The following is an 8,139-nucleotide window of genomic DNA, read 5'->3' as shown; positions in this document are numbered from 1 at the left end:
TCTACGACTTCTACCATTGCCCCATTCAATATCCCTTTCGGTGTTAATAATTTTTTCCAATTCATTCACAATCATTTCAATAGTCTCCTATTAGCTAAAAATCGTTAGTTTGATGTCAATTACGTTATCAGTTGTTTGAAGATACCGATGACGATAGCTTCAGCCAATCGAATGGCTTGCGCTGAAGCATAAAAGACATACCAGTTGCACCCGCAAATTTTTCAATATCAAGACCTTTTTCAGTTTTATCTACAGTTCCTTGACCTTGAAACAGACGATGAATGCGATAGCGAAAGTAGTTCTTCAGCAGTTTTGACACGCCAATATACTGCTGATAACTTCTTGAGTACAGTTCATCATCCAATCTGGGGAGTAAATACCAGGGACAGCTCATTAATCGATGATGGGCGTTGTGATAGTTATTGTTGAGAAATATTAATGAGCTGAGCCAAGACCAGCGCGGTGACAAAACCAGAGAATAGGTATTATTTTCGTCATATTTTTGACTATGTTTTGGTACCTTTTCATCTATGTGAAAAACCGAATAAGTGTGCTGAAAACACTCCAAAAATTGTATGATGTTAAGAAAACTAATATAGGCGATGAAATAGCAAATAATTCCACGGGGAGAATATATCGCTAAAGCTGTAAATAGGCTCCCTCGCAGCAGCAAAAGCAAAGCATTACGAAGGCGTTCGTCTCGGCGATTTTGACCGAGGAAAGGCGATAGGGCAATCATCCAGCGAAAGAGGAGATTAACTGCTGGAATGCATAGCCATTCTAGGAGAACAACCAGCCTCTGCACAGGCTTCGGTAGGGACTCTAGAAAATCAGACATGGAAAAGGGATGAAAGGGAGAAAAGTCAGCTCGATGTACATGGTGAGCGATATGGTGACGAGCTACATTGGAGAAAACGCTATAGCAAGAGCCGGTGAGAAAAAGCATGATTTCACCAAACACCACGTTCAGACGATGAGAGGAGAAAATATTATGGTGAAAAAATTCGTGGAGGAATAAGGCAGCCCACGTTAGATTGTGTATTAGTAAGAGGACTCCCAGCAGATTCAACCACCAGATATTTGTTGTAATACAAAATAGTGAAAGTCCATAGCCAACTAATACGTAAGCTATAGCTACATAGCTTATCCAGTGATTGCGGTGCTTAACATATAACTTCAAGTCAGGAATTTTCTCTAGCTCTATGTAGCCTGCGGTTACCTTTATATTGGTTGTAGGTATGGTCATATTTATAGTTCTTCCGTACTGAGTATGTTAAGTTTTCAGAAACTTGAGTGCTATTTAGCGTGACGCTCCTACACTTACGAGTAGGGTAAGTGTCAGGGCAACTCCATCTAAATTCTAGAAGCCTTACTCAGAAAAGATTTAAAAATTAATTACCAAAAATACTTATCGTATTGTATAAATCTTCTATCTAGTAGGCATTTAAAAACAAGATGTGTTTCCCCTCGGTTAAGTGTATAATTTCAGGACTTATTAAGGCTATCAGCACTCATCATTCAGCTAATGCAATACCTGCTAAATTATGATTGTTACTAGCTGATTTTTAAGTACCTATATACTTATCGGTCTAACCACCAAAAATTACGTAGCTGCCGAAATTTTCGCGGCGATCAGCCAGGTTGGCGGGTAAAATAACCAAGGTAAGTGCTTCATAAACGCTTAAAAACCTTCAGCTAAAGAGCTTTAATGGGCTTACCATATCTAACTAGTTCTGCTTGCTTAACTACTTTGAATTGTAAAAGCATGCTCTTAGATAAATCAAGGCTTTTCTGTATTGCATACAGTCTTTTAAAAATCGACAATGCCGAAATTTTGGCGGCGATCAGCGAGGTTGGCGGGTAAAATAACCAAGGTAAGTGCTTCATAAACGCTTAAAAACCTTCAGCTAAAGAGCTTTAATGGGCTTACCATATCTAACTAGTTCTGCTTGCTTAACTACTTTGAATTGTAAAAGCACGCTCTTAGATAACTCAAGGCTTTTCTGTATTGCATACAGTCTTTTTAAAATCGACAATGCCGAAATTTTGGCGGCGATAGGCCAGGCTGGCGGGTAAAATAACCAAGGTAAGTGCTTCATAAACGCTTAAAAACCTTCAGCTAAAGAGCTTTAATGGGCTTACCATATCTAACTAGTTCTGCTTGCTTAACTACTTTGAATTGTAAAAGCACGCTCTTAGATAAATCAAGGCTTTTCTGTATTGCATACAGTCTTTTAAAAATCGACAATGCCAAAATTTTGGCGGCGATCAGCGAGGTTGCTGGGTAAAATAACCAAGGTAAGTGCTTCATAAACGCTTAAAAACCTTCAGCTAAAGAGCTTTAATGGGCTTACCATATCTAACTATTTATGCTTGGTTAAATACTGGTAATTGTAAAAGCACGCTCTTAGATAAATCAAGGCTTTTCTGTATTGGATACAGTTTTTTGAAAATCGACCTAACCTAATAATTATAATGAGCTATTCTGGTCATAATAGACTCAACACTGTTCGGATACTCAGTGCTACTCTAGCGATGTAGCGCGATCTTGGGGGTTTCCCCCATGAGCGACTGCATCAAGACATTGTTCCCGCTCCAAAAGTTTCAGCAATAACCCTTGATCGAGTCCAGCCAAGCTTGTAGCAAGAACCCTGAGGGTGTCAACATAGCCAAGATACATTTCGTACTGCTGTCGCTTATCTGGAGAGATTTTGTCAAACTCAACTCCTTTTCCCCAGCGGTGAATAGTATTGGCTTTAATCTTTAATACTCTGGCAATCAAGTTGATGCATTTCTCCCGATAACCATGCTCAGATTCGAGGATTGAGATATATGACTCTGTGTAGCAAGGCTGTCCGTATTGATTGACGGCTTCTAGTCCGAACCAGCGGCGACAAAATCTCCTTGGGTGCATGCCTTCTCCATTAAGAACACGGGTTTTCAGAATCTTGGTAGCCACTTGATCAGCTTGATGCTTTTTAGTGTTACTGGCAGAATACTGCCAGTTCTGGAGATCGTCCTGAGAACTAGGACTGGCTTGAGCTATCCTGATTCCTTTGATCTGATTAATATAGTCGCGAATCCCTGTCTGAATATTTGTTGTGTATGTCATAACTACGCAGTCAATGATTATCAAGGAACTTTTGTACCGACAATTTGGAAAATGGGGGGAGCTCTCAGAGCGTGTTTAATGTAGATGTATTTCTTGAGGAGGTCTAATGGGTGACTTTTGAGGTGATCAAATGTCAGCGTCTAAAGACGACGACATCCCTTTGGAAAATAAACTCACGGTAGTGTCCTAGGTCATCAACTTCCAGGAAGTTGAGTAAAATCCCAGGGACTAACCAAACTACCATTTTGGCCAGTAAGTTTAGTTTCCATTTCATCTGCATTACCTTAACTCCTGGATAGAAACCAACAGACAAGTAAGTATTCAGCGATCAGCCCCTCAGGTATCAGCTCATGTCAGACAACGGCTGATCAATCAAGATACTCAGCCGTTGTCACTGTTTAAAGTATGGGAAATTGGCTTGATATGATGTAGAGTAGCTTGTTTGTGATCAGGGCTTTATGAACAGCTGATAGCTGGCAAGGGTAGCTTTTTAAGTAGTGCGTTAGCCCTAAGCTGAATCATTACATTGCTGTAGTTTAGAACTCTCCAACTGACGAGCTTTAATCAACTTCTCTAGTTTCGTTGTTTTTTGAGGTTTTAACAGTACCCTTTTGGGTACCCTAGCAGGACTTACACAGGAAAACCCTGATCACGCCCTCAGGTATCAGCTCATGTCAGACAACGGCTGATCAATCAAGATACTCAGCCGTTGTCTCTGTAGAAAGTATGGGAAATTGGCTTGATCTGATGTAGAGTAGCTTGTTTGTGATTAGGGCTTTGTCAACAGCTGAAGCTGGCAAGAGTAGCTTTTCAAGTAGCCCGTTAGCCCTAGGCTGAATCCTTCGGCTCAATCTTCCTGAGAGCTCGCTCTGACTGACTGTAGAGACCATGCTCAACTAAATAATCGAAAATCTTATCAGAGTTCAACACAAGCGTCATATGTCATGAAGGTGTAAGCACCCTTTCAAAAAAACTAGGTAGGTTGAGTCGGGAGAATTAACTCGTTTCCCTATTGACTTATCAGACCGAATTCGGGAACTTATGCAAAACTTATCAAAAATTAAGTGTAAAAGTTAACGGTAGCTGCTGCTGGAAAAATCAGTAGTGCATCAATATCATGTGGGTTGTGTTTTTGTCAATGCTACAGGATCTTAGGGAGTGGGTAATAGAGGTGTGGGTAGCAGCTTGGTAGCGATGCAGCGCCATTCATGAGGGGATTTCTGCCAATACCTGGCTGCATCGCCTTTAGCTTTGTGGTCAGCCCCTCACCAACATTTGACTATTACAACAGCACTGTAACCCCAAGCAGGATGCCAGGAATCACAAAGAACACCCCAAGGATATAAGCAAATGCGATCGCTTTTCGTTCACTAGCTACTGCAGCGAGGGTTTCTGCACTGATAATTGGCAAGGGACAGAGGAAGGGAATGCCATAGATGATAATTACTCCAAGCACGTTGTAGAGTAAGTGAACCATAGCAATTTCTCGGTAGGCAGTGTTGGGACAGTCTGTCCCGGATGCTGCTGGTGAAATATTGCTTAACAAAAAAATGAGTCAAAGCATTGACGATATGGTGAGAGTTGGGCACTAATTAATGGCTAGTAGAAGCTCCTGGGATAAACTATTCTGCTTTTTGAGAGTTCTAAGAGCGTGTTTAATAATCCAACTTGTTTCCTTGGTTGGAGAGTCTTGTCGCCATCGCAAACAGGTATTGATTACCCAATCTGGACTAGATTTGCTCGCATCATTCAACCAGTTACCAACCGAACGCTGCACATAATTACTAGGGTCTGAACGAACGAATTCTAATATGGTCAAACCTGGGTCGGGGTTTTTCTTCAAAGTCGGAATATGTTTACACCAAACGCCACGAGGACGGGTAGCTTCTACCGCACAGCGCCGAATATTGGGGTCTTCATCTTTAACCCACTCTGTTAGTAACTCGAAGCTATAAGCTAAATCATCCACAAGATAGCTTCTAAGGGCATCCCAAGCGCATTCTCTGACAGAGAAACTACCATCAGCGGCGAACCTACCCATTATTTCTAACCTATCGGGTAAGGATAAAGTCTGGTCAGCGGCTATACTAAAAGCAGCCCAAGCTCTCACCATGTCAGACCTATGATTAGCCAACGTTTCAAAAATTTCTGTTCGGTTTTCTTTTTCTTCTAGAGCCTGAAAGAGTATTGTGCCAATGCCTTTGAGTCGCTTCGTAATGCCTTGGTCTTGAAGTTTCAAGCTCTGATCATACAAGTCATCAATTTGTTCTTTCCAACCTATTTCTGTAAGACTATTCCGAAGCAGAAAAGGCATATCAATCGCTAACCATTCCACAAGATTGACGGTTTCAATTTTTCCTTGATTGAGTGCCCATAAGACGTCATTAGGAATTTCAGAACGCTTCCTTGCTCCTTTTCTCGCTTTTAGCCTTTCAAGTTCAACTGTGTGCATAAAAAAAGTTGCTTTTTTTCACATCTTGCACCACAAGATTATTGAAACTATTTTAACTTACAGAACGTAGGGTGGGCAAAATATTATGATCTAGAACTATGAAAAGAAGCCAACAGTTTTTGACCACCAACAGGGAACAGGGAACAGGGAACAGGGAATAGGGAATAGGGAATAGGGAATAGAAAGTAGGGTGGGCAACGTTCTATTATCTAGAATTATCAAAAAAAACTCAACGGTTTTTGCCCACCAACAGGGAATAGGCAATAGGCAATAGGGAATACAAAGTAGGGTGGGCAAAATTTTGTGCTCTATAATTATCAAAAAAAACTCAACGGTTTTTGCCCACCAATAGAAAGTAGGGTGGGCAAAATATTATGATCTAGAACTATGAAAAGAAGCCAACAGTTTTTGCCCACCCTACAACCTGGCAGATTTAGAGCTTTGGTAGGGGGTGAAAACCATACTAGACAACAAATACAGCCTTAGCATGGTTTTCTATACACCCATTCGGGACGCCCCAGGATGCTCACGTTTCCACTCGATTCACGAGGTTTTGTAGTACGACAAGAACATCGCAACGCAGTCTTGCATGATGCCATCTGCTTTCGGCTTCTCGCCGAGCAAGAACTCTGGCCAAAAGAAAAAGCTTTTGACCAAACCAAGCAGTTGATTGGCAGCATACTCAGGGTCGGCCTTCCTAAGCGCACCCGAGTCCATAGCCTCACTAATGAGCTTCGTCACAGGATAATCATGGGAAGCAGCTTTCGCAAAAAACGTACGAGAACGTTCTAAATCACGCAGGAACTCGGAAATCACAATCCGTTGCAATCCAATGGAATCGCTATTGGTAATGACGCCGATATATTTTTCCAAGGCCTCAATCAGTTGTTCTTCCAAACCACGAGACGGGTCGTATGATACCGGCGACATGACATTGCTTCGCGCCAGCATAATTTCGGAAACAACGTCAAACAGAGCCTCTTTTGTCTCAAAGTGATTGTATAGAGTGCGACTTGATACCCCTGCAAGCTTTGCAATTCGGGTGGTTTTGGCACCCAGAAAGCCCTGCGCCCGGAATTCCTCAATCGCTGCCTCAATAATGCTCTCTCTTTTTCGTTCAGTGAGTTTCACGTGGTTTCCTGCCTTAAAAAATAAAAAAGTAAAATTTACTGTTTACATTTTTGGAAGTTGGGGTTAAAGTAAAAAGTGTAGTTTACTTTTTCAGCCAAAACCAAGGAGACAACTATGACCTCAAGGGAAAAAGTTACCTTTAAAAGCAAGGGAATCACCCTCGTTGGAGTCCTGTACCTTCCGTCAGACTTTAATTCCACCAACAAGTACAATGCTATTGTAATGACCCCTCCTTTTCCCCAAGTCAAGGACCAGGTTTTATCCGTCTACGGTCCCAAGCTGGCGGAATCTGGATTTGTTGCCCTGGCTTTTGACTACAACACCAAGGGGGAGTCTGACTCCTACAGTGAAAAGTTTCGCGATGACGACGATTTTCCTCGGAAGTGGGAAGATTTACGCAACGCTATTTCGTTCCTCTGCAGTAAGCCATACGTTCAGACTGTATTTTCGCTGGGTTTCTGTGGCGGGGGTAACATTGCTTCGTCTGTTGTCATCACCGATTTACGTGTCAAAGCTTTTGCCTCGGTGAGTGGCATGATGGCGACGGACATGTTCCACTTTGCGGACATGGATATGTTCAAGCAAATGGTTAAAGGTGCCAACGATGCACGCCAGAAAATGTTTGAAACTGGCGAGCCCGTTTCGGCAGATTATTTCGGCTACGAGGATCCGGATTACTTGAAGAAAAACCCGAACGCTTCACCCGGCCAACTGGAAGGATATGACTACTACGGAACCAAACGTGGTGGTACCGAACGCTACCCGAACTATACAAATGTGCTCTTGTCAACGGTGAATGAAACCGCCGTTGTCAATCTTGGCGAGCAATATGCCGACAAGTTCATCCAGCCGTACTGTGCCATTGTGGGGTCAAAGGCAGAGACAGCAGTTTGCACTAAAGTGTTCTATGACAGGGTCACATCAGAGAAGGAGTTTCACGAGATCGATGGTGCAAGTCACGTTGATTTGTATGACAAGATGGAGTTTGTCCACCAGGTTGTCGATAAAGTTGTTGCCTTCTTCAACAAGCACAACGATGACTAGAGAAACGGTAGCGGCTCAATAAACCGCTCAAACAAGAGAGTTCAGTCCTGATCAATATTTTTTCCGACATCTTGTTCAATAATGTAAGTGTACTGAACAAGATGTGTCAATGAATGAACAAATTAAATATGTTCCTCCCCGAGTCGCTGCTACCAGGCTCGGGGTCAGTACCAGGACACTTGAAAGGTGGCGTGGACGTTGGCAAAATCCAAGGAATTAAAACCCCTGGAGGACTTTGAAGATACAATCTTGACTCAGTTGTCTCTATTTCAACAAAAAAAACAGATAGAGAACGTAGGGTGGGCAAAATATTATGATCTAGAACTATGAAAAGAAGCCAACAGTTTTTGCCCACCAAAAAAGTATCTAGAACCTAGGGTGGGCAAAATGTTAGGTTCTA

At 42.2% G+C, this 8,139-nt stretch carries 9 protein-coding genes; 2 read left to right on the top strand and 7 right to left on the bottom strand.

What is annotated here, in order from left to right:
• Nucleotides 1-127: 127 nt before the first annotated feature.
• From F6K52_RS09635 to F6K52_RS09605, 7 genes are all read right to left on the bottom strand, one after another.
• Complete coding sequence (locus tag F6K52_RS09635) at nucleotides 128-1,246, bottom strand: fatty acid desaturase (RefSeq protein WP_293076792.1); 1,119 nt, start codon at nucleotides 1,244-1,246, stop codon at nucleotides 128-130.
• A 1,278-nt stretch (nucleotides 1,247-2,524) separates the two neighbouring features.
• Nucleotides 2,525-3,112, bottom strand: a complete 588-nt coding sequence (locus F6K52_RS09630; protein WP_293076790.1) for a hypothetical protein — start codon at nucleotides 3,110-3,112, stop codon at nucleotides 2,525-2,527.
• Between the two features lie 133 nt (nucleotides 3,113-3,245).
• Nucleotides 3,246-3,386, bottom strand: a complete 141-nt coding sequence (locus tag F6K52_RS09625) for a hypothetical protein (RefSeq protein ID WP_293076788.1) — start codon at nucleotides 3,384-3,386, stop codon at nucleotides 3,246-3,248.
• A 1,008-nt stretch (nucleotides 3,387-4,394) separates the two neighbouring features.
• Nucleotides 4,395-4,658, bottom strand: a complete 264-nt coding sequence (locus F6K52_RS09620; protein WP_293076786.1) for a hypothetical protein — start codon at nucleotides 4,656-4,658, stop codon at nucleotides 4,395-4,397.
• Nucleotides 4,659-4,700: 42 nt separating this feature from the next.
• Nucleotides 4,701-5,564 (bottom strand): DNA alkylation repair protein, encoded by an 864-nt coding sequence (locus F6K52_RS09615; RefSeq protein WP_293076784.1) that lies wholly within the window; start codon nucleotides 5,562-5,564, stop codon nucleotides 4,701-4,703.
• A 96-nt stretch (nucleotides 5,565-5,660) separates the two neighbouring features.
• Nucleotides 5,661-5,861, bottom strand: coding sequence for a hypothetical protein (locus F6K52_RS09610; RefSeq protein WP_293076782.1), 201 nt, complete (start codon nucleotides 5,859-5,861; stop codon nucleotides 5,661-5,663).
• Nucleotides 5,862-6,107: 246 nt separating this feature from the next.
• Entirely contained in the window at nucleotides 6,108-6,695 is a 588-nt protein-coding gene (locus tag F6K52_RS09605) for a TetR/AcrR family transcriptional regulator (RefSeq protein WP_293076780.1), read from the bottom strand.
• A 114-nt stretch (nucleotides 6,696-6,809) separates the two neighbouring features.
• Here F6K52_RS09605 and F6K52_RS09600 point away from each other — a divergent pair, with 114 nt between their 5' ends.
• Together F6K52_RS09600 and F6K52_RS36960 are read left to right on the top strand one after the other, a co-directional pair.
• Nucleotides 6,810-7,739: an alpha/beta hydrolase gene (locus tag F6K52_RS09600; protein ID WP_293076777.1), complete on the top strand. Its 930-nt coding sequence runs from the start codon at nucleotides 6,810-6,812 to the stop codon at nucleotides 7,737-7,739.
• Nucleotides 7,740-7,848: 109 nt separating this feature from the next.
• Nucleotides 7,849-7,959 (top strand): helix-turn-helix domain-containing protein, encoded by a 111-nt coding sequence (locus tag F6K52_RS36960; protein WP_364416855.1) that lies wholly within the window; start codon nucleotides 7,849-7,851, stop codon nucleotides 7,957-7,959.
• Nucleotides 7,960-8,139 lie beyond the last annotated feature (180 nt).

The organism is Moorena sp. SIO3H5 (assembly GCF_010692395.1).
GTDB lineage: Bacteria > Cyanobacteriota > Cyanobacteriia > Cyanobacteriales > Coleofasciculaceae > Moorena.
Note: the sequence above shows the minus strand (reverse complement) of the source record. Positions and strands in the feature narration are given on the sequence as shown.

Bases quoted from the DNA above. Each gene is read 5' to 3' on its own strand.
- F6K52_RS09630 (WP_293076790.1), bottom strand. From the start codon at position 3,112: ATGACATACACAACAAATATTCAGACAGGGATTCGCGACTATATTAAT.
- F6K52_RS09625 (WP_293076788.1), bottom strand. From the start codon at position 3,386: ATGAAATGGAAACTAAACTTACTGGCCAAAATGGTAGTTTGGTTAGTC.
- F6K52_RS09600 (WP_293076777.1), top strand. From the start codon at position 6,810: ATGACCTCAAGGGAAAAAGTTACCTTTAAAAGCAAGGGAATCACCCTC.
- F6K52_RS09615 (WP_293076784.1), bottom strand. From the start codon at position 5,564: ATGCACACAGTTGAACTTGAAAGGCTAAAAGCGAGAAAAGGAGCAAGG.
- F6K52_RS36960 (WP_364416855.1), top strand. From the start codon at position 7,849: ATGAATGAACAAATTAAATATGTTCCTCCCCGAGTCGCTGCTACCAGG.
- F6K52_RS09635 (WP_293076792.1), bottom strand. From the start codon at position 1,246: ATGACCATACCTACAACCAATATAAAGGTAACCGCAGGCTACATAGAG.